Here is a 19,470-nt window from a genome sequence, read left to right as displayed (position 1 = left end):
TGCCAAGGCCTTTACGTCAGCAGCAGGCGCCAGTCCGTCTGGGGGTCGGGCGGCAGGACAAAGGGCTTTGCATAAAAATCGTCCCAGAGCGGGTCTGCGGGGCAGAGGTCATCGGGGTCGAGCAAGTTGCCGCCGGGTGGTTCTTCGGGTGGCGGATTGATGTTAAGGGGCAGTGCACCATGAGGCCAGTGGGTTGGTTCGGGGTCGGGTTGTTCGGGGTTGTAGTGGCGGCTGGTGGGTGAGGTCCAGCCTGGTGGTTTGTTGTTGGTGGCGGGGGTGGGGGTCCAGCCGCTGTGGTGTTTGAGGCGGTGGTGTTTCGGGCAGAGTTGTCCCAGGTTGGAAGCGCCGGTTTCGCCGCCGTTGTGCCAGGCGGTGAGGTGGTCGGTGTCGTTGTCGGGGGTGCGGTTGGTGCAGCCGGGGAAGGTGCACTTGCCGTCCCGCATCCTGATCCAGCGTTTGATTGTCTCGGGGAGCCGGTAGCTTCTGCGCCCGATCTCCAGGGGTGCGCCGTCGCGGGGGTCGACCAGGACGCGGTAGAACGACTCCGCCCCGTCTGCGACCAGCCGCCGTGCCATCGAGGCGGGGATCGGTCCGTGGCCGTCGAGGATGGCGGGTTCGTCGGTGACGCCAAGGAGGGATAACACCGGAACCATCACCAGCACATCCGCCCGCGGGACGGGGACCTTGCCGGGGTCTGTGTTGCCCGAGTGGGGAGAGCTTCCGGCGCCGAGGAGCAGGCCGGCGGCGATGTCGGGGCGGAGCTGGGAGATAGTCCTCGGTTCGTCGGGGCCCTGCAGGCCGCGGGCGGTGGCCGTCGTGCGGTTCCAGATCGCGGAGGCGGTGTCGCCGGGGAGGTAGAGCGTCACCCGGGCCATGCCGTCCCGGTCGGGCCGGTATTCCATCCGCCGGTCGGCGGCTCCTTTGGTGTGGCGGGTCTCGATCGATTCGGGGTGGTGGCGTTCCCGCCAGGTACGGGCCTTGGCCCGGAACCGGGACGGGACGAGTTCGCCGGGTGCGGCGCCGCGGGCAGGGTTCGGGGCGTGGGGGTCGAAGAAGTGCGCCACCAACAAGGCTGCCCCGGCAGGGCTGAGGCCTTCGGTTTCATCCACGATCACCTTCGCGTGCTGCCACGAGATGGCCCCGGCGGCCAGTGCGTTCATGACGGGCGGCAGCGAGCAGACCTGCTGCGCCTGGTGGATGAAAGCGCCGGCCGAGGCGGAGCTGATGGTCAGGACCCCGGCGATCTCCTCCACCACGGACATCTCAGCGTAGGTGCGCTCCTGCATGGACGCCTCCGGCGGGGTCATGGCCTGCTGGATCGCGATGCAGTCGGCCGCGTCCTGCGCTTTAGCGGCGGCAATCATTGACTCCAGCTTCGAATACCCGGCCAGCCGCTCCAGCCGGATCCCGTACTGCCGCTGCAACACATCCACACCGGAGCCAGCACCGTGACCATCAGCAGCGCCAGCGGAAGCAAGCGCAGCCTCCTCCAGGAACAGCGCGTCAAGGGCAGCAACAGAGGCATGAACACCCTCCATTCCCGCCCCTGAACCGCTCACTGCGCCGCTGCTGATTCCCATACGAACATCATCCAACGAGGCACTGACATTCAAAGCGGGGCGGCTCCCCGAGGCGGGAAAGTCCTACCCGCCGGCGAACGGAGGCAGCACATCCACCACGTCGTCGGCACCCAGCACGGTCGCGTGATCGCGGACGGCCACTTCATTCAACAGGAAGCTGCTGCGGGCGAGGATCCTCGCCAGGGGCGGGGTGCCGGCCGGCGGCTCCGGCCGCTCCACGGCAAGTACTGCCTGCAGGAGGTCGGCCACGGTGGCCCCTTCGGGCAGGTCGAACTTCTCTTCCTCGAAACCGGCGGCGGCGCGTGCGGCAGCGAAGTAACGTACTTGCATTGTCTTGTCAGCCCCCGATGGCGCTCATGCTGCGGTCCGGCTGGACGAAGTCCGGAGCGTCAAGGCCCACGTGGTCCATGCCGTGGGCTTTTGGTTTGATCCACATGGCATCCTGCCACCGCCGGGCCAGTTCGTCGTCCCCGGCCCCTGAACGCAGCAGGCCCAGCAGGTCGAATTCCTCCCGGGAAAACAGGCAGCTCATGATCTTGCCCTCGGCAGTGATCCTGGTGCGGCGGCAGTCCGAGCAAAACGGCTCGGTGACTGAGGCAATAATCCCCACGGTTCCCAGCACGGGACCGTCCGGCTCCGCAGAACCCGCCGGCCGCCGTCGTACTTCAAAACGTTCCGCGGGTGCGCCGTCACGGGCCCGGCGGTCGGGACTCAGGACGAAGTCCCGGGAGAGCAGTTCGCGGATCTCGGCCGCGGTGATCATGTTCCGGCGGGTCCAGCCGTGGTCGGCATCCAGCGGCATCTGTTCGATGAAGCGGAGTTCGTAGCCGCGTTCCAGGGCCCATGCCAGCAGCTGCGGCGACTCGGCGTCGTTGATGCCGCGCATCAGCACCGCATTGAGCTTCACGGGGCCCAGCCCTGCTGCCCATGCGGCGTCCACGCCGGCCAGGACCTGGTCCAGGAAGGGCCGCCGGGTCAGTTTGGTGAACGTTTCCTCGTGCAGGGAGTCCAGCGACACGTTGATCCGGGTCAGGCCGGCCGCCTTGAGCGCCGCGGCCTTCTTGGCCAAACCAACCCCGTTGGTAGTCATCGAAATCGGCAGGTCCGGGTGGTTCCGGCGCAGGGCGGCGATGATATCCACCAGGTCGTGCCTGACCAGCGGCTCGCCGCCGGTGAGCCGGAGTTCACGGACCCCCAACTGCTCCACGCCCACACGGACAATCCGCATGATTTCTTCTGCCGACATGACGGCCTGCTTTGCGAGCCACTCAAGGCCCTCCGCGGGCATGCAGTACGTGCAGCGGAGATTGCATTTGTCCGTCAGCGACAGGCGCATGTCCGTGGCGCGGCGGCCGTACCGGTCCGTCAGTCCGGCAGGCGCGTCCGCAGGCCGGCTGGGGGGAACGGCGGGCAGCGTCGGCGCTGCCTCCTGCCTTGGCTGCGGCATGCCTAGCTGGACACTCATGAATTCAGGCTACGCCACGATGAGCCACGCATCACAGTCGTGACCCTTCCGAGTCGCCGGTGGACCGCTGGGAAAGGGACGGCGCATGGGACTGCCGGCCAAACTAAGCTGGAGGTGGAGTCCCCGGCCAGCGCAACGCACGACGGCGGAGCGGGCCTTGGGGAGCGAACGGACAGTCGCATGCGGCAAGAGGCAGCGCCAACGAGGCATGGAGGCCTGGCAGCCGCCGCCGGCATCGCAGCCATTGCCGGCGGCGTGGTGGCAGGGGAGCTGCTGGCCGGTTTTGCCAGCCCCTCACTGTCGCCACTGACAGCCGTTGGCGGTGCCGTCATCGACGCCGTCCCGCCGGGCCTCAAGGACTGGGCCATTTCGCTTTTCGGCACTGCTGACAAGGCAGCGCTCCTGGCCGGCATGGCGCTGGTCATCGCCGCGCTGGCCGGGCTGGCCGGCATGCTGGAGGATCGCCGCCGGTTTGCCGGCGTGGCACTGTCAGGGCTGTTCGGCCTCGCCGGTGCTGCCGCCGTTCTGACCCGCGCCCAGGCAACCCCGGCCGCCTTGACGCTCCCGGTGGTGGCCGCGCTCGTCGCCGCCTTCCTGCTGCGGTTCCTGATCCGTAGGCTGCAGGCGCGCGAGGCGGAGCCCGTCCCGGGGAGCCAGCCGCGCCGCAGCTTCCTGCAGGCCCTTGCCGTGACGTGTGCCGCATCCGCCCTGGGCGGGGCAGCCGCCCTGATATGGCGCGGTGCCGCGGTCGCCGTCAGCGAAGCCAGGGCCCGCCTCAGACTGCCCGCCGCCGCGTCACCGGCGCCGGACATCCCAACAGGTGCAGAAGCGGGCGTACCCGGAACGCAGCCACTGGTCACCCCGAACCGGGATTTCTACCGGATCGACACAGCCTTGTCCGTTCCCTCGGTCAACCCGGACCAATGGACACTGAAGGTGACCGGGATGGTGGACCGGGAGGTGGAACTGAACCTCGCCGAACTCCTGGCCAAACCACTGGTGGAGCGGCACATCACCATCGCCTGCGTCTCCAACGCCGTGGGCGGGGATCTGATCGGGAACGCCCGCTGGCTGGGCTGGCCGGTCCGCGGACTGCTCGCCCAGGCCCGTCCGCGTGAAGGGGCGGACATGGTGCTCTCCGGCAGCGCCGACGGCTGGACCGCCGGCACACCGCTGGACGTCCTGGCGGACGAAGGCCGGGACGCCCTGCTCGCCGTCGGCATGAACGGCGAACCGCTGCCGCTTGAGCACGGGTTCCCTGTCCGCTTGGTGGTCCCGGGCCTGTACGGGTACGTGTCGGCCACCAAATGGGTCACGGAGCTCAAGGTCACCAGGTTCGCCGACGACGCGGGCTACTGGACTCCCCGCGGCTGGTCCGAGCGCGGCCCCGTCAAGACCTCGTCGCGGATCGACGTGCCCCGCAGCGGACGCCCGGTCAGCGCCGGAACCGTTGTTTTCGCCGGCGTGGCCTGGGCACAGCACACGGGCATAGGGAAAGTGGAACTGCGGATCAACCGGGGACCGTGGCGCGCGGCGGAGCTGGCCCCCGGCATTTCACATGACACCTGGTACCAGTGGAAGCTGGGCGCAGACCTCACCCCGGGGCAGTACGAGGTCCAGGTCCGGGCCACCGACCTGCGGGGCATCGTCCAGGATGAAACGCAACGGCCGCCGGCCCCTGACGGGGCCACTGGATTCCACACGGTTAGAGTGGACGTGAAATCCTGAAGGCAGCGACCGAAGGCGTACCCATGACCAGCCATCCCCAGCACGGCCATGCCCAGCCCGCAGCAGGGCATGCACGCTCCGTTGCGGATCATGCCGCCGCCGTCGTGGACCTCCTCCACGCGGTCCGGGCTGCGGACCGCACCGAAACACTTCCGCTGAGCCAGGCACTGGGCCGGGGCCTGGTGCGGGACATAACCGCGCCGGTCAGCCTGCCGCCCTTCGCCAACTCCCAGATGGACGGCTATGCCGTCCGTTCCGGGGACATTCCCGACGGCGGCGCGGACCTTCGCATCATGCCCCCGGTTCCTGCAGGGTCGCGTCCGCAGCCCCTGGAGCCCGGGACGGCCGCTCCCATCATGACCGGTGCCATGATCCCGGCGGGGGCCGACGCCGTCGTACCCATTGAACGCGCCGCGCCGGACCACTTTGTGGACGCGGGGTACGGAGCCTCCGTGAAGCTGCCCGCCGTGCAGGCCGGAACCTACGTGCGCGCCGACGGCAGCGACATCCCCTTGGGGGAGCGGGCGCTGGCCGCCGGGACGTTCCTGGGCCCGGCGCAGCTGGGGCTGCTCGCCGCGCTCGGCATCCCGGACGTCGAGGTATACCGGGCCCCGGCCGTCCTGCTCGTGGCCACCGGGGACGAGGTGGTGGAACCTGGACATACGTTGGAGCCGGGCAGGATCTACGACGCCAACGGCACCCTGCTGGAAGCGGCCATGCGGCAGGCAGGCCTGGCTGTGAGGCGCGCCGGGATCTCCACGGACAACCCGGACGAACTGCGGAACCTGCTGCGTTCCAAAGGCCAGGGAGTCGACCTGATCGTCACCACGGGCGGAGTCAGCAAAGGCGCCTACGAGGTGGTGCGCCAGGCGATGGCGGACCAGGCCGTGGAATTCCTGCACGTGGCCATGCAGCCGGGCGGACCGCAGGGGATGGGAACGTTTGACGGCGTCCCTTTCCTGGGCTTTCCAGGCAACCCGGTCAGCTGCCTGGTGTCCTTCGAAATGTTCCTCCGGCCGGCCCTGGCAACACTGCTGGGGGCACCGGCGCCCAGGCTGCCGCTCCGCGCCCGCCTGGGCCAGGCACTCACCTCGCCAGGGCAGAAGCACCAGGTCCGCCGCGGCAGCCTGCGCGCGGACGGCACCGTGCACCTGGAAGGCGGCGAAAGCTCGCACCTGATGCACGCGCTCGCAGGCTCGAACGTCCTGGTCCACGTCCCCGAAGGCGTCTCTGCGCTCGCCGCAGGGGATGAGGTGGAAGTATGGATGCTGTGAATTCAGAACAGACACCGGCAGCCTTGACGCACCTGCGCCAGGACGGCAGCGCCCAGATGGTGGACGTCTCCGCCAAGGCAGAGACAACGCGGGAAGCCACAGCCACCGCCACCGTCCACACCACCGCCGAGGTGATGGAACTCCTTGGTACCGGCGGCCTTCCCAAGGGTGATGCCCTGGCAGTTGCCCGCGTGGCCGGCATCATGGCCGCCAAGAAGACTCCGGAACTGATCCCGCTCTGCCACCCGCTGCCCATCTCGAAAGTCACCGTCGACTTTGACCTCGGCCCGTCCGCGGTCACCATCAAGGCCAGCGTCAAGACACGGGGGGTCACAGGCGTTGAGATGGAAGCCCTGACCGCCGCCTCGGTGGCGGCTCTGAGCGTCTATGACATGATCAAGGCCGTGGACAAGCACGCGGTCGTAACGGACATCCTGGTGCTGGCCAAGAGCGGCGGCAAGAGCGGGGACTGGGCACTGTGACCAACCCTGGAATCCTGGATGTCCCGGAACCGCACCGGCACGGCGACGTGCAGGGGCGCAAGGCCGGCATCGTGATCGCCTCCACCCGCGCCGCGGCGGGGATCTACGACGACGAGACCGGCCCCGTCATCGCCGACTGGCTGACCGAGCACGGCTTCGACGTCTTCCCGCCGATGGTGGTTCCCGACGGGGAGCCCGTGGCAGGCGCCATCCGGGCGCTCCTGACCCAGCGTCCCGCCGTCGTCATCACCAGCGGAGGCACGGGCCTGAGCCCCGATGACCGGACCCCGGACGTCACCCTTCCCTTCCTCGACCGGGAAATCCCGGGGATCATGGAAGCCATCCGGCGCGCCGGCGCCGCCAAGACGCCCCTGGCAGCACTGAGCCGGGGCTTTGCAGGCGCAGCCGGACAAACCTTTATAGTGAATCTGCCCGGTTCACCGAAAGGGGTCATGGACGGACTGACTGTCCTGGACCCGGTGATCGGGCACCTCTGCGACCAGCTGGAAGGCGGACATGGGCACTGAAGCAGCATTCGAGGTGGTATCCGCCGTCCTGAGCGCGGAGCCCATCTCCGTTGACCAGGCGATCGCCGCCGTGGAGAGCGATACCGCCGGCGCGGTGGTCAGCTTCAGCGGCGTGGTCCGCAACCACGACGGCGGCAAGGCAGTTCAGCGGCTCAGTTACAGTGCGCACCCCACGGCGCACCAGGTGATGGCCGACGTCGTCGCGCGGCTTGTTGCCGAGCAGAACGCTGCCGGGGACAACGGCGGGGATGCCGTGCAGCAGCCGGTCCGGATCTGGGCGGCGCACAGGATCGGGGTGCTGGAAATCGGTGATCCCGCGCTTGTGTGCGCTGTTTCTGCCGCGCACCGGGGCCAGGCCTTCGCTGTCTGCTCCGAGCTGGTGGACCGGATCAAGGAGCAGGTCCCCATCTGGAAGGAACAGTTCTTCTCCGACGGGACCGTGGAATGGGTCGGCGCAGGCGGCTGAGGGCTCGCCGTAAAACGTACGGATATCCGTAGGTTATCCGGCTGCTTCCTGCGAGGTAACGCACGCGGCCCGGTTCCTGCACGGGGCGGCCTCGCCGGTAGGCTTAACGGCATGACCGAACAACACTCCGCACCCAAACTGGTGGCCGTCCTGGGCGCCAATGGACGCATGGGCGCCGAGGCCGTCAAGGCCGTCGACGCCGCGCCCGACATGAAGCTCGTCGCAGCCTTGGGGCGGGGTGACTCGCTGGACCAGGTGGCAGCCGCCGGCGCCCAGTACGTGGTGGACCTGACGGTGCCCGAAAGCACCGAAGAAAACGTCCGCTTCGCCGTCGAGCACGGGATTCACGCCGTGGTGGGCACCACCGGCTGGGACGCGGGCAGGCTGTCCGCGCTCGAATCCCTGCTCGCACAGCACCCGCAGACGGGGGTGCTGATTGCCCCCAACTTCGCTCTGGGCTCGGTGTTGGCCTCGGCCTTCGCTGCCAAGGCATCCAAGTACTTCGAATCGGTGGAAATCATCGAACTGCACCACCCGGACAAGGTGGACGCCCCCTCCGGCACCGCCGTGCGCACTGCCCAGCTCATTGCGGCGGAGCGGGCTGCGGCAGCGCTGCCGCCCAGCCCGGACGCCACCACCAGCGAAATCGCCGGAGCCCGCGGCTGCGAAGTGGACGGCGTGCGCGTCCACAGCGTGCGGCTCCGCGGCCTCGTGGCCCACCAGGAAGTCCTGCTGGGCGGTCCCGGGGAACAGCTGACCCTGCGCCACGATTCCTTTGACCGCGCTTCCTTCATGCCCGGCGTGCTCCTGGGGGTGCGCAACGTCGCGGCACATCCCGGGCTCACCGTCGGCCTCGACGGCTACCTGGACCTGGGGCTCTAGGCCGTGGACTCGCTCCTCTCCGGTTTCCGGAGGAACCGCACCAAGATCTGGGTGGGCGCAGTGACGCTGCTGCTGGTCTTCTACCTGGTGGTGTCCTTCCAGCGCTCGGTCCTGCTGCTGGGTGACAGCAACCTGACGGCCAAGGCCATCGGCGCCGCCTACCTGGTGCTGCCCGTCATCGGCGCGTGGGCCCTGATCCGCGAGCTCTTGTTCGGCGCCCGGACCGAACAGATGGCCAAGGTCCTCGAAGCCGAAGGCGGGCTGCCCGTGGACGAACTGCCGCGCACACCCGGTGGCCGTATCGTGCGGGCAGCCGCGGACGCGGAATTCGAAAAGTACCGTGCCGAAGCCGAGGCCGCTCCAGATGACTGGCGGTCCTGGTTCCGGTTGAGCTGCGCCTATGACGCCGCCGGTGACCGCAAGCGTGCCCGCGCGTCCATGCGCGACGCCGTCCGGCTCTTCACCACGGCCTCCCAGCTGTAACCTGGCCCGGCTGTCTGCCAGGCCGGCCGGGTTGCCGGCCGGGTCATCAACTGTCCAACTGCGATGGGTATTTCTGCCCATCGCAGTTCTGTATCCCGGATAGTAAGGTCGTTGGACAAATACTTTCCAGCTTTGGGGGCAAGCATGGGACTGGAAACTTCCACGCCACGGACGTGGCCCGGCTGTGTTGACTCTGCACCAGCCTCCGGTCAGCCACCCCTGCCTCCGCTCCACGCTTCCCACCTCCGGCGCGCCTTGTAGCGGGCCGCGGCCGCATGCCGCGTCCCGTTCCTTGAGTTGCCACCCTCACACATCCACAAAAGGAAGATCCATGAGCCACCCCAGTCCGCACCTGCCCCAGGACGGCCCGTCAGCTCCGCCGATTCCGCCTGCCCCGTTGGTTTATCCGGGACCGTCGGGCTCCGGTGCACCGTCCGGCTACCCTGCACCGTCTGGCTACCCAGCACCGTCCGGCTACCCTGCACCGTCCAGCTCTGGCGGGCAGTTCCCGGAAGGACAGCAGGGCGGATACCAGCCCGGTCCCTATGGGCACATGCCCTATGCTGACGGGCCGGGGAAGTCCTTCGTCACCACCTGGATCCTGTCCCTTCTGCTGGGTACGTTTGGGGCGGACCGGTTCTACCTCGGCAAGACCGGCTCCGCTGTCGCCAAGCTGCTGACGGCCGGCGGCGCAGGCATCTGGGCCATCGTGGATCTCATCATGACCTTGACCGGAAACACCCGGGACAAGGACGGCCGCCCGCTGGAGGGCTACCCGGAGAACAAGAAGAAGGCTTGGATCATCACCGGGGTGCTGTGGCTCCTCAGCATCATCGTGGGAATCCTGAGCATTGTCCTGACCCTTACCATCACTGCCAAGGCCCTCGAGGGACGGAATGTCCCCGGTCCTGCGTCTGTTCCATCTGCCTCACAGGCAGCCGCGCCGTCATCGGGAACCGCCACGGACGCCAATTCCTTGCTGGTCACGGTGTCCGAAGGCAACACGGTAAAGGTAGGGGTCCTGGACTCCATCTACACGGCCGAGATTCCTGAGATGTCCTACTTGGAGCCAAAGAACGGCGGCTTCCTGGCCATCAAGGTTTCGTGGGAGGCGGTGACCGGCACCAGCCTGTCCTCCCCGTCGAACTTCGTCGTCTACGATGCGGACGGCAAAGAGGGCGAACTTATCTACCTGGACGAAGGCATGGGGGCCCTGCCCACAGAAGAGGTCAATGCCGGCGACGCACGCCAGGGAATCATTGCGTTCGACGTCAAGAAGGGCCCTGTCAAGGTCGTCGTGAACGACGACTTTGGCGACGAAGCATCGGCCTTCACCCTGACTCCGCAGTAACCGGTCAGGACGGAACCCCGCGGCGCTGTCTGGTGGCCCGCGGGGTTCTGTCGTTACCTAACGCAGGGCCGTGACCCCGCCGCGGCCCAGCCGGTTCGCCGCATGGCCCACCCATTCCAGGGGGCCTCGCCACGACAGCCGGGTGAATACCACGCCGAGAAGGATCGCAGCGGCGGCCTGGGCGAAGTACATCCCATCCTCCGTCCAGCCGGCAGGCAGCGGCTTCAGGTAGAAGCCCGAGAGCACCCAGACGTGGACGGTGTACAGGGTCAGCGTCATTGCCCCGGCGCCCCTCAACGGCAGCAGCAGGTCCAGGTCCACCCAATCCGCAAGCCGCTCCAGGAGCAGGCAGGCACCAATGACGGCCGCTGCCACGGCCGAGGTATGCAGCAGGTCAAGGGAGGTGCCCGAATGCGGTGCCGCGGAAGCCAGCCACCACCACGACCCCTCCTGTGACAGTCCTGTCAGGTTCACCTGCAGCACGCTGTCCAGCGGGTAGCCCGGTGAGTTGAGGACCTTCTCCAGCGCCCCGCGGCCGCCCCAGCTTTCCATCGCGGCGACGCCCAGGGCCTTGGCCGCTATCGCCACCACTGTCCCGGCCACGAGAAGGAAGACCGGGACCAGTGCCTTGGTGAGCGCCAGGCGGCCGATCACCAGTCCCACCAGCAGATAGGACAGCCACTGGAGCACCGGGTAGTAGCCCGTGAGGAACAGGTCTGCCAGCAGCTGCGATGGGACGGACAAGTCTTCCCAGGAGGGATTATGGCCCAGCTTCAGCGGCGGTTCGGAAGCAAGGAGCCATGGCCGCAGCAGGTATGCCAGCACCGGCGACGCCAGGATCCAGCCGGCAGCCCAAAGACAGAGGCGCTTCACGCCCAGCCCCAGGAACGGAAGGATGCACAGGAACAGCACCGCATAGTGGACCAGGATGATGGCCACGTTGACTTCCAATGCCCCCAGGGAAAGTCCGACGGCGGCGATCACCAGGGCCCGCAGCGCCACGCCGCGTCGGGCGCCGGAGAGTTCCCGGCCCTCCACTGGCTCGTGCTTCCCCGTGGACAGCGCCAGTCCCACACCGGCCAGCACCGCGAACAGGGCGGCCGAGCGGCCGGAAAAGACGAGGCCCACCCACGTTGGGGTGAGGCTGGGGTTGGACTCGAACGTGGGCAGCAGGTGCGTGGCCATCATGCCCAGCAGGGCGAGGCCGCGGGCAGCGTCGATGCCTCGAAGGCGGCCCGGCTTCTGCCGGCCTGGGGTCTTCCGGGACCTGGTGGCCGGGATGCGGGACGTCATGAGCAGATCGTCTCACACCGTGCTTGCCGCCTGCTGTCAAGGGGAGTGTGCAGCAGCGCACGCAGCCGCCGGAACATTGGGCACATGAACTGCCGCGGTCACGGCCTCCGGCGCCAAGCCTTGTATTCGAATATATGTTCGAATAAGATGGCGTCATGCTCACGCCATCGCACGCAGCCCCGATGCAACCCGACAAGCGACGGCCGGGAGACCGGCAAGCAGGACACGCGGAAGCAGAGCACGCGGAAACAGAGCACGCGGAAGCAGGCCCCGCGCGCGGAGGAGCCGCGCAGTCGGGAGCCCAGCGAATGGAAGCCCAGCGAATGGAAGCGCGGCAAAGGGAAGCCCGGGCCTTAGACGCGGGGCAACCGGAAGCCTGGGGTGCAGGGGCCCGGCAGCCAGGGGCCCGGCAGGCGGGCGGCCGGCTGCCGGGAAGCCATCCCCCAGGAAGCACCCCAGGTGGCCAATCCTCCGCCGGCGCCGTGGGAGCAGCGGCCGGAAACCGGGGGAGCGGTGCCTGGCACGGTGCTCAGGACAGTGCACCGGACCGTGCTCCGGAGAGCGCCCGGGACAGTGGTCTGCTCAAGGCCATGAGCCCCGGAGTGGTGGACTACCTGTTCCGGCAGCTCGTGGCCGGGCGGGCAGCGGCGGACGTCCAGTGGGAAAACGAAGGCATTAGCCTCGATGCCCAGCCTGAGGGAGCCGAGCTGGCCCGCCGCCTGTCGGAGACGGACATCGAAGCTTTGACTCCCGTGGAGCTGTTCCACTACGTCAGGGCGGCCCAGCGCCTCGTTTCCTGGGCTGAGGACCTGCGGCAGGCTGCCGTCGGCCGTTACTGCCATTCGGGGGCCGAGCCGCGGACGGAAAGCCCTTAGCGCAGGCATCGCCTCCGGCGGTCCGGGTGTTCCACTACGAAGCCCTGCAAGGGCGGCAGGATCCCGGTGGCGGCGGCCCACAGGCAGGCGGGGCAAACGCGGCCATGCCTGTCGCGGCCCGTGGGAAAACCCGCGGCGGCCACGGCGGCGCCGGCGGCCGGAAGAGCAGGATTTGACGCTCGTCACGCCCGTGGCATTGTCCTAACCAGCGGGAGACAGGGTAACGTTTTTTCCATGGCTGACTCTTCCGCGCACATCCCTGCCCTCGGTACCCTCCTGACCGCCATGGTTACGCCGTTCACCAAGGACGGCGCGGTGGATTACGACCAGGCGGCGGCGCTGGCCACCAAGCTGGTCGACGACGGCTGCGACGGCCTGGTGGTCACCGGCACCACCGGCGAAACGTCCACCCTGACGGATGAAGAGAACCTCGGTATGTTCCGCGCGGTCAAGGACGCCGTCGGCGGACGCGCCGCCATCATCGCCGGCACCGGCACCAATGACACCGCGCACTCGGTCCACCTGTCCCGGCAGGCCGCAGCCCTCGGCGTCGACGGTCTCCTCCTGGTGACCCCTTACTACAACAAGCCCAGCCAGGCCGGCGTCCGCGCCCACTTCGAGACCATCGCCTCCGCCGTGGACGTCCCCGTCATGCTGTACGACATCCCCGGCCGGTCCTCCATTCCGATCGAACCCGACACCATGATCCGGCTGGCCCAGCACCCCAACATCGTTGCCGTCAAGGACGCCAAGGCCGACCTCACCGCCGCCACCCGCGTCATGGCCGAAACCGACCTCCTCTTCTACTCGGGAGACGACGGACTCACCCTGCCCTGGATGGCGCTGGGCGCCGTCGGCCTGGTGGGCGTCACCACGCACGTGGCCACCCGCCGCTTCCGCGAACTCATCGACGCCGTCAATGCCAACGACCTCGGTACCGCGCGCAAGATCAACTTCGAGCTCCAGCCGGTGGTCCGCGCGACCATGACCCGGGTCCAGGGTGCCGTGGCGGCAAAGCAGATACTTAAATGGCAGGGAGTCCTGCCCAACTCGATTGTCCGTTTGCCCCTCGTGGAGCCGGACGAAACCGAGATCGAAACCATCCGCGGGGATTTGGCGGAGGCGGGGCTGGTCTTCTCCTGAGGCTAAGACCGGCGCCCTTCCGCCTGGAAAGTAGTGCAATATGACCCAAACTGCCCTCACCGGCCTTGTCACCCCTCCACGCCTGCCGCAGGGCACGCTTCGGATTGTCCCGCTCGGCGGGCTGGGGGAGATCGGCCGGAACATGGCCGTGTTCGAAATCGACGGCAAACTGCTGATCGTGGACTGCGGCGTCCTCTTTCCCGAGGAAACCCAGCCCGGCGTTGACCTGATCCTTCCGGACTTCTCCTACATCGAGAACCGGCTGGACGACGTCGTGGCCGTGGTCCTGACCCACGGCCACGAGGACCACATCGGCGCTGTGCCGTACCTTTTGCGCCTGCGCAACGACATCCCGCTGGTGGGCTCGCAGCTGACCCTTGCCCTGATCGAGGCGAAGCTGCAGGAGCACCGCATCCGGCCCTACACGCTGACCGTGGAAGAGGGCCAGGTGGAGAAGTTCGGCCCCTTCGAATGCGAGTTCGTTGCCGTCAACCACTCCATTCCCGATGCCCTGGCCGTATTCATCCGCACCGCAGGCGGCACGGTCCTGCACACGGGCGACTTCAAGATGGACCAGCTCCCGCTGGATGGCCGGATCACCGACCTGCGGCACTTCGCGAAGCTGGGGGAAGAGGGCGTGGACCTGTTCATGTCCGACTCCACCAATGCGGACGTTCCCGGCTTCACCACGGCGGAAAAGGAAATCGGCCCCACCCTCGAGAGGCTGTTCGGGCAGGCCACCAAACGCATCATTGTGGCGTCCTTCTCCTCGCACGTGCACCGCGTCCAGCAGGTCCTGGATGCCGCCGCCAAGCACAACCGCAAGGTGGCCTTCGTGGGCCGGTCCATGGTCCGCAACATGGCGATCGCGGAAAAACTGGGCTACCTTGACGTCCCGGCCGGACTCATCGTCGACATCAAGAACATCGACAACCTCCCCGACAACCGCGTGGTGCTCATGTCCACCGGCTCCCAGGGTGAGCCGATGGCAGCCCTCTCCCGGATGGCGAACGGCGACCACCGTGTGGTGGTGGGCGACGGTGACACCGTCATCCTGGCCTCCAGCCTCATCCCGGGCAACGAGAACGCGGTGTTCCGGATCATTAACGGCCTCCTCAAGCTCGGTGCCGACGTCATCCACAAGGGCAACGCCAAGGTCCACGTTTCCGGCCACGCGGCCGCCGGGGAACTGCTCTACTGCTACAACATCCTCGAGCCCCTCAACGCCATGCCCGTGCACGGCGAAACCCGCCACCTGATTGCCAACGGCAAGATTGCCATCGAGTCCGGCGTGCCGGAAGCCAGTGTCATCCTCGCGGACAACGGCACCGTCATCGACCTTCGCGACCACCAGGCAGACATCGTGGGCCAGGTGGAGGTGGGCTTCGTCTACGTGGACGGCTCAAGCGTGGGCGAGATCACCGATGCCGACCTCAAGGACCGCCGCATCCTGGGCGACGAAGGCTTCATCTCCATCATCACGGTCATCCACCGCGCCACCGGCAAGGTGGTGTCCGGTCCGGAAATCCACGCCCGCGGCGTCGCCGAGGACGATTCGGTCTTCGATGACATCATCCCCAAGATCAACGCGGCCCTGGAGGAAGCAGTCCAGAACCACGCCGACCACACCAGCCACCAGCTCCAGCAGGTGGTCCGCCGGGTCGTAGGCACCTGGGTCAACCGGAAGCTCCGCCGCAAGCCCATGATCATCCCGGTGGTCCTCGAAGCCTGACGGGCATTCCCGCCACCGTTGGCATGCTGTCCTTCGAAGGGCCCGGTTCCCAGGAGCCGGGCCCTTCGCGCATCCCCGCGGGCTGGCCGGGGAACTCCGATATCCCGGGAATGGGAGCCTTGTTCCGGTAGCGTGGAACCATGGCCACACGCACTACTTCCGCGCCCAAAGGTACCGGCAGGGGCGGTTCGGGCACCAAGTCCGGCAGCTCCACAGGCCGCGGAACCGGCTCCACCTCCGGCAGGTCCGGACGAGGCAGCGGCTCGTCCAGCACCGCACGCACCCGCCAGCTCCCCGCCGTCGAACACCACCAGCCCTGGCTGCTCCGCGTGGTGGGCGGAGCGTGGCTGGGACTGGGACACCTGGTGGGCGGGGGAGTGCGCCGCATTGGCCATGACGTCAGCGACCTGCCCCCGGAAGAGCGCCGCGACGGTGCAGCCCTGTTCAACCTTGCGCTGGGGACCTTCATTGCCACCTTCGCCTGGTGGGGCCTGACCGGATGGTTCCCGGACGCCGTGTACGCGGTTGTGAACGGCACTTTCGGCTGGATCTCCCTCCTGCTTCCGCTCATGCTCTTCGTCTGCGCCTTCCGGCTCTTCCGCCGGCCCGAGGATGGCAGGGGCAACAACAGGGTGGGCATTGGCTTCCTGATCATGACCTTCGCCGGGTGCGGCCTGGCCCATGTCCTCGGCGGGCAGCCGACCGTTGCGCAGGGCTTCGACGGGCTCCGGCAGGCCGGCGGCATGCTCGGCTTCCTCGCCGCCACGCCGCTTGCCGCCATCCACCCGGCCGTGCCGGTGGTGCTGTACGCGCTGCTCGCCTTCGTGTCGCTGCTCATCATCACGGCAACCCCGTTTACCGCAATCCCGCGCCGGCTTCGCGGTGCGTACGAGCACCTTATGGGCATCGACCTGATGGAGCAGGACCAGCCCGGTGATGTCCATGACCGCAGCTACCTGGAGCGGACCCAGCCGGCCGCGCCGAAGAAGAAGAAGCGCAAGCTCTTCGGCAAGGACGAGGAGCCCGACGCCGGCCTGGACGGCTACGTGGGCGATGAAGCCTTTGAGCACGCCGTTATTGACGACGACGAGCGCGAGCCTGCCCGGCCAGCCCCCGGCGTCCGGCGTCCCACCCAGGCGGAGATCGCCGTCGAAAAGATCAAGGCCGCCCAGGGCCTGGGCAAGGCGGAGCCGTCTCCGGAGAACGCAACCGAGGCCATCCCTCTGGTCATTCCCGGCGCTGCAGCTCCTGCACGCCCCGCCGGCCCCGCTCCCACCGTTCCGTCCAACCCTGTGGCGCCTGCACCGCCGCCCGTCCCCATCCCGCAGCGCACCGAACAGTTGTCCCTCGCGGGGGATGTCACCTACACCCTCCCCGCCTCGGACTACCTGACCCCGGGGTCCATCCCGAAGGAGCGCACGGAAGCCAACGACGCAGTCGTCGCTGCCCTGACTGACACCCTCCAGCAGTTCAACGTCGACGCCACCGTCACCGGCTTCAGCCGCGGCCCCACGGTGACCCGGTACGAGATCGAGCTCTCGCCCGGCACCAAGGTGGAGCGCGTCACGGCGCTGTCCAAGAACATTTCCTACGCCGTGGCATCCAGTGACGTCCGGATCCTCAGCCCCATCCCCGGCAAATCTGCCATCGGCATCGAAATCCCCAACACGGACCGTGAGACCGTTTCCCTGGGCGATGTGCTTCGCAGCCAGAACGCACGCCGCACCGACCATCCGATGGTGATGGGCGTGGGCAAGGACGTTGAAGGCGGCTACGTGGTGGCCAACCTGGCCAAGATGCCCCACCTGCTGGTGGCCGGTGCCACCGGTGCCGGTAAGTCGTCCTTCGTGAACTCCATGATCACTTCCATCCTCATGCGCGCCACCCCGGACGAGGTGCGCATGGTCATGGTGGACCCCAAGCGGGTGGAGCTCACCGCCTACGAAGGCGTGCCGCACCTGATCACGCCGATCATCACCAACCCGAAGAAGGCTGCCGAGGCGCTGCAGTGGGTGGTCCGCGAGATGGACGCCCGCTATGACGACCTCGCCAACTACGGCTTCAAGCACATCGACGACTTCAACAAGGCAGTCCGCGCGGGCAAGGTCCAGCCGCCGCCGGACTCCAAGCGGGTGATCCGCCCCTACCCCTACCTGCTGGTGATCGTCGACGAACTCGCTGACCTCATGATGGTGGCCCCCCGCGACGTCGAAGATTCCATCGTCCGCATCACCCAGCTGGCCCGTGCTGCCGGCATCCACCTGGTCCTTGCCACCCAGCGACCGTCCGTGGACGTGGTCACCGGCCTCATCAAGGCCAACGTGCCGTCCCGCATGGCCTTCGCCACGTCCTCCGTCACGGACTCCCGTGTTGTCCTGGACCAGCCCGGCGCCGAAAAGCTCATCGGCCAGGGTGATGCGCTCTTCCTCCCAATGGGTGCGTCCAAGGCAATGCGCGTCCAGGGCGCCTGGGTCTCGGAGTCCGAGATCCACAAGGTGGTGGAGCACGTCAAGGGGCAGCTGCAGGCCGTCTATCGCGACGACGTCGCCCCCGAGGCGGAGAAGAAGCAGATCGACGACGACATCGGCGACGACCTCGAGGTGCTGCTGCAGGCTACGGAGCTGGTGGTGACCACCCAGTTCGGGTCAACTTCGATGCTGCAGCGCAAGCTCCGCGTCGGGTTCGCGAAGGCCGGCCGGCTCATGGACCTGCTCGAGTCGCGCGGCGTGGTGGGACCCTCCGAGGGCTCCAAGGCCCGCGACGTACTGGTCAAGCCGGACGACCTCGCCGCCGTCCTGGCCGCCATGAAGGGACAGGAGGCCCCCGCGGCGCCGGACTCCCAGACAGCGGCGCTCAGCGACAATGCCAACGCGAACATCGCCCAGGGCGGCTACGCCGAGGACCTCGTGGCGGCAGACCTCGACAAGCGGAAGCAGAACGTCGAATATTACGACGGCTCTGATTCCGCTCCGGGCGGGTATGGCGATGACGACGACGGCTCCGAGGACGCCTGGTCCCTCACCGGGCGCTAGCCCGGTAGCCTAGAACCGTGACTAGCACCGATGCAACCGCCGCCGGCCAGGGCCGTGCCGGGGTCTGGAACCTTCCCAATGTCCTGACCATGATCCGCATCGCGCTGGTTCCATTCTTCGTATGGTTCCTCGTGGCCGATGCCCCCGGGCTGCACAGCGTCTCGGGCCCGTGGCGTTGGGCAGCGGTGCTGGCGTTCGCCGTCGCCATCTACACGGACAAGCTCGACGGCGACATCGCCAGGAGCCGCAACCTCGTCACCGATTTCGGCAAGATCGCCGATCCCATCGCAGACAAGCTCCTCATCGGTTCCGCCCTGGTGATGCTCTCCCTGCTGGGGGAGCTGCCATGGTGGGCCACCCTGGTGATCCTGGTCCGCGAGTGGGGCATTACGGCCTTGCGGTTCTTCGTGATCCGTTACGGCGTCATCCCGGCTTCCCGGGGCGGCAAGCTCAAAACCGTTGTGCAGACTGCCGCGATCTTCCTGTACCTGCTGCCTTTGGGGGCGTTCGCGCCGTGGATGGCCTGGATCGCGTTCGCCGTGATGATGGCGGCGGTGGCAATTACGCTGTGGACCGGCGTCGAATACGTCATTGAGGCGCTCCGGCTGCGCGCCAGGGGGAAACGGCAGGCCGGACCGGCCGCGGGACGATCGGATAAAGGGCAGGAGCAGGCATGAGCAACCTCCACCATCTTGCAGCACAGGCTGTCCGGATGGCCCTGGAGTCGCGGCTGACAGTGGCCACCGCGGAATCCCTGACGGCGGGGATGGTCTCGGCCGTGCTGGCTGACACTCCCGGCGCATCCGGCATGCTGCAGGGCGGGGTAGTAGCCTACCAGAACTCCGTGAAGGAAAACGTCCTGCACGTCCCCGCCGAACTGCTGGCACGCGCAGGGTCGGTCGACCCGGACGTGGCCAGCGCCATGGCCGCGGGTGCGCGGACCGCCCTTGGTGCCGACGTCGGGGTGGCCACCACCGGGGTGGCCGGACCGGACGCGCATGACGGAAAGCCCGTGGGCCGCGTATACATCGGCATCGCAACAGCCGCAGGGGCCACAGGATTCGAGTACTCCTTTACCGGCAGCCGGCCCGACATCCGCGCCGGCGCCTGCGCGGCAGCCCTGGAGCGGCTCCTCGAAGCCTTGTCCTCCTGAGGTT

At 67.9% G+C, this 19,470-nt stretch carries 18 protein-coding genes; 14 read left to right on the top strand and 4 right to left on the bottom strand.

Annotation, left to right across the window (positions count from 1 at the left end):
* Positions 1-11: 11 nt before the first annotated feature.
* The 3 genes from K4G53_RS01810 to moaA all read right to left on the bottom strand — a co-directional run bounded on the left by K4G53_RS01810 (position 12) and on the right by moaA (position 3,045).
* Positions 12-1,580, bottom strand: coding sequence for an HNH endonuclease signature motif containing protein (locus tag K4G53_RS01810; protein ID WP_260323038.1), 1,569 nt, complete (start codon positions 1,578-1,580; stop codon positions 12-14).
* Between the two features lie 63 nt (positions 1,581-1,643).
* Entirely contained in the window at positions 1,644-1,910 is a 267-nt protein-coding gene (locus tag K4G53_RS01805; protein ID WP_221383793.1) for a MoaD/ThiS family protein, read from the bottom strand.
* A 7-nt stretch (positions 1,911-1,917) separates the two neighbouring features.
* Entirely contained in the window at positions 1,918-3,045 is a 1,128-nt protein-coding gene (gene moaA / locus K4G53_RS01800; RefSeq protein WP_221383792.1) for a GTP 3',8-cyclase MoaA, read from the bottom strand.
* 180 nt (positions 3,046-3,225) lie between these two features.
* Here moaA and K4G53_RS01795 point away from each other — a divergent pair, with 180 nt between their 5' ends.
* From K4G53_RS01795 to K4G53_RS01760, 8 genes are all read left to right on the top strand, one after another.
* Positions 3,226-4,773 carry a molybdopterin-dependent oxidoreductase gene (locus K4G53_RS01795; RefSeq protein WP_221383791.1) on the top strand — a complete coding sequence of 516 codons (1,548 nt, stop codon included), beginning with the start codon at positions 3,226-3,228 and terminating at the stop codon, positions 4,771-4,773.
* A gap of 23 nt (positions 4,774-4,796) precedes the next feature.
* Positions 4,797-6,047, top strand: a complete 1,251-nt coding sequence (gene glp, locus K4G53_RS01790; RefSeq protein ID WP_221383790.1) for a gephyrin-like molybdotransferase Glp — start codon at positions 4,797-4,799, stop codon at positions 6,045-6,047.
* A complete protein-coding gene (gene moaC, locus K4G53_RS01785) occupies positions 6,035-6,529 on the top strand; it encodes a cyclic pyranopterin monophosphate synthase MoaC (RefSeq protein ID WP_221383789.1) in 495 nt (164 codons plus the stop codon). Before glp ends, moaC begins: the two co-directional genes overlap by 13 nt.
* A complete protein-coding gene (locus K4G53_RS01780) occupies positions 6,526-7,056 on the top strand; it encodes a MogA/MoaB family molybdenum cofactor biosynthesis protein (RefSeq protein ID WP_308287797.1) in 531 nt (176 codons plus the stop codon). The genes moaC and K4G53_RS01780 overlap by 4 nt, the downstream gene beginning before the upstream one ends.
* A complete protein-coding gene (locus tag K4G53_RS01775) occupies positions 7,046-7,522 on the top strand; it encodes a molybdenum cofactor biosynthesis protein MoaE (RefSeq protein WP_221383788.1) in 477 nt (158 codons plus the stop codon). Before K4G53_RS01780 ends, K4G53_RS01775 begins: the two co-directional genes overlap by 11 nt.
* 111 nt (positions 7,523-7,633) lie before the next feature.
* Positions 7,634-8,404: a 4-hydroxy-tetrahydrodipicolinate reductase gene (gene dapB, locus K4G53_RS01770; protein WP_221383787.1), complete on the top strand. Its 771-nt coding sequence runs from the start codon at positions 7,634-7,636 to the stop codon at positions 8,402-8,404.
* 3 nt (positions 8,405-8,407) lie between these two features.
* Positions 8,408-8,887 carry a hypothetical protein gene (locus K4G53_RS01765; RefSeq protein WP_221383786.1) on the top strand — a complete coding sequence of 160 codons (480 nt, stop codon included), beginning with the start codon at positions 8,408-8,410 and terminating at the stop codon, positions 8,885-8,887.
* 331 nt (positions 8,888-9,218) lie between these two features.
* The gene (locus K4G53_RS01760) at positions 9,219-10,238 is read left to right on the top strand and encodes a TM2 domain-containing protein (protein ID WP_260323036.1); all 1,020 of its coding nucleotides are present in this window, start codon (positions 9,219-9,221) and stop codon (positions 10,236-10,238) included.
* A 57-nt stretch (positions 10,239-10,295) separates the two neighbouring features.
* On the opposite strand, the gene K4G53_RS01755 is transcribed toward K4G53_RS01760, so the two are convergent.
* Positions 10,296-11,531, bottom strand: a complete 1,236-nt coding sequence (locus K4G53_RS01755; protein WP_221383785.1) for a heparan-alpha-glucosaminide N-acetyltransferase domain-containing protein — start codon at positions 11,529-11,531, stop codon at positions 10,296-10,298.
* 590 nt (positions 11,532-12,121) lie between these two features.
* Here K4G53_RS01755 and K4G53_RS01750 point away from each other — a divergent pair.
* The 6 genes from K4G53_RS01750 to K4G53_RS01725 all read left to right on the top strand — a co-directional run bounded on the left by K4G53_RS01750 (position 12,122) and on the right by K4G53_RS01725 (position 19,466).
* Positions 12,122-12,406 carry a hypothetical protein gene (locus K4G53_RS01750; protein ID WP_221383784.1) on the top strand — a complete coding sequence of 95 codons (285 nt, stop codon included), beginning with the start codon at positions 12,122-12,124 and terminating at the stop codon, positions 12,404-12,406.
* A gap of 234 nt (positions 12,407-12,640) precedes the next feature.
* On the top strand, positions 12,641-13,549 hold the full coding sequence (dapA, locus tag K4G53_RS01745) for a 4-hydroxy-tetrahydrodipicolinate synthase (protein ID WP_221383783.1): 909 nt from the start codon (positions 12,641-12,643) through the stop codon (positions 13,547-13,549).
* 40 nt (positions 13,550-13,589) lie between these two features.
* Entirely contained in the window at positions 13,590-15,281 is a 1,692-nt protein-coding gene (locus K4G53_RS01740) for a ribonuclease J (RefSeq protein ID WP_221383782.1), read from the top strand.
* Positions 15,282-15,421: 140 nt separating this feature from the next.
* Positions 15,422-18,313, top strand: a complete 2,892-nt coding sequence (locus K4G53_RS01735) for a DNA translocase FtsK (RefSeq protein WP_221383781.1) — start codon at positions 15,422-15,424, stop codon at positions 18,311-18,313.
* Between the two features lie 17 nt (positions 18,314-18,330).
* Positions 18,331-18,990, top strand: coding sequence for a CDP-diacylglycerol--glycerol-3-phosphate 3-phosphatidyltransferase (pgsA, locus tag K4G53_RS01730; protein WP_221383780.1), 660 nt, complete (start codon positions 18,331-18,333; stop codon positions 18,988-18,990).
* Positions 18,987-19,466 (top strand): CinA family protein, encoded by a 480-nt coding sequence (locus K4G53_RS01725; RefSeq protein WP_221383779.1) that lies wholly within the window; start codon positions 18,987-18,989, stop codon positions 19,464-19,466. The genes pgsA and K4G53_RS01725 overlap by 4 nt, the downstream gene beginning before the upstream one ends.
* The last annotated feature ends 4 nt before the right edge of the window (positions 19,467-19,470 follow it).

Source organism: Arthrobacter sp. MAHUQ-56 (assembly GCF_019710585.1).
Lineage (GTDB): Bacteria > Actinomycetota > Actinomycetes > Actinomycetales > Micrococcaceae > Arthrobacter.
The sequence above is the reverse complement of the archived record's forward strand: the minus strand, read 5'-3'. Positions and strand labels throughout refer to the sequence as shown.